Below are 1,248 nucleotides of genomic sequence, written 5' to 3' on the forward strand. Positions count from 1 at the left end.
CAGGCTGGCGCCGTTGCGTTGCCTGAACAGGCCGAGCACGCGATCGAACAGGGAAGGACCGGCAGGCGATGGCTCGCTGGCGAAGCTGCCGGTCGTGGTACTCGGACTCGAGCTCTCTTCCGCCTGTTCGGATGGCTTGGTCGCACTGCCGGCGTCTGGGCGGGCGGCAGTCTCTGGTTTGTCGTTCATCGTCGTCCGGTCATTTGATCTTTTTAGTTACGCGTAGGGATCGGGAATGGCAAGCCTCGCAAGTGCTGCGCGTTCGACGGCTTCCATTTCCTCGGCCTCGGCGTCGGTCTCGTGATCGTAGCCCAGCAAATGCAACAGGCCGTGGATGACGAGATGGATGATATGGTTGTCGACAGGCTTGTCTTCCAGTGCGGCTTCCCGCGCAACCGTCTCGGCGGCCAGCACGATGTCGCCCAGCATGGGCGGCAGCGGGCCGCCCGTTGTGAGCTGAAAAGCCGGGAAAGACAGGACGTTGGTCGGTTTGTCCTTGCCGCGCCAGCCGGCATTGAGGCTGCGGATATGGGCATCGTCAGAAAAGACGATGCTGAGTTCGGAACGGCCGGCTACGCCGGTTTCGGCAAACGCAGCGGCAACGGCGCGATCGACCAGCCGCGTCAGCGCAGCCTCTTCCGGCCAGTCGCCCGCTTCGACCGCTATATCGATGTCGACGGGAACCGGAAGATCCTCGCCTCCGGATTTCTTGTCCTCAGCCATAAGGCTGCATCATCAGCCTTCGGCGCCCAGGCCCCGGGCCAGCTTGCCGTCGCGGTCGTAAGCCTTGACGATCTCGGCGACCAGCGGATGCCTGACGACGTCGCCTTCGTTGAAGCGCACCGTCACCATGCCGGTGACGCCGTCGAGGATCCTGAGCGCCTCGACCAGACCGGATTTGGTGTTTTGCGGCAGATCGATCTGGGTCGGATCGCCGGTGACGATCATGCGAGAGTTCTCGCCGAGACGGGTCAGGAACATCTTCATCTGCATCGGCGTGGTGTTCTGCGCCTCGTCGAGGATGACGGCGGAGTGCGCCAGCGTGCGGCCGCGCATGAAGGCCAGCGGCGCGATCTCGATCACCTCGGCGGCTATCGCCCGCTCGACCTTGTCGGCCGGCATCATCTCGTAAAGCGCGTCGTAAAGCGGCCGCAGATAGGGATCGACCTTCTCCTTCATATCGCCGGGCAGGAAGCCGAGCCGTTCGCCGGCCTCGACTGCCGGCCGCGACAGCACGATGCGCTCGAC

General features: G+C 64.0%; 2 protein-coding genes and 1 pseudogene. All 3 read right to left on the reverse strand.

Annotation, left to right across the window (positions count from 1 at the left end; translation table 11 throughout):
- A pseudogene (locus EOA86_RS35155) lies at positions 1–189 on the reverse strand (magnesium/cobalt efflux protein); the annotation flags it as partial.
- A gap of 27 nt (positions 190–216) precedes the next feature.
- Positions 217–723: an rRNA maturation RNase YbeY gene (gene ybeY / locus EOA86_RS35160; protein ID WP_127208843.1), complete on the reverse strand. Its 507-nt coding sequence runs from the start codon at positions 721–723 to the stop codon at positions 217–219.
- Between the two features lie 12 nt (positions 724–735).
- Positions 736–1,248: PhoH family protein (locus tag EOA86_RS35165; protein ID WP_164892348.1), on the reverse strand; the 513-nt coding region annotated here is incomplete at its 5' end.

Origin of the sequence: Mesorhizobium sp. M5C.F.Ca.IN.020.32.2.1 (assembly GCF_004023105.1) — a bacterium.
GTDB lineage: Bacteria > Pseudomonadota > Alphaproteobacteria > Rhizobiales > Rhizobiaceae > Mesorhizobium > Mesorhizobium wenxiniae.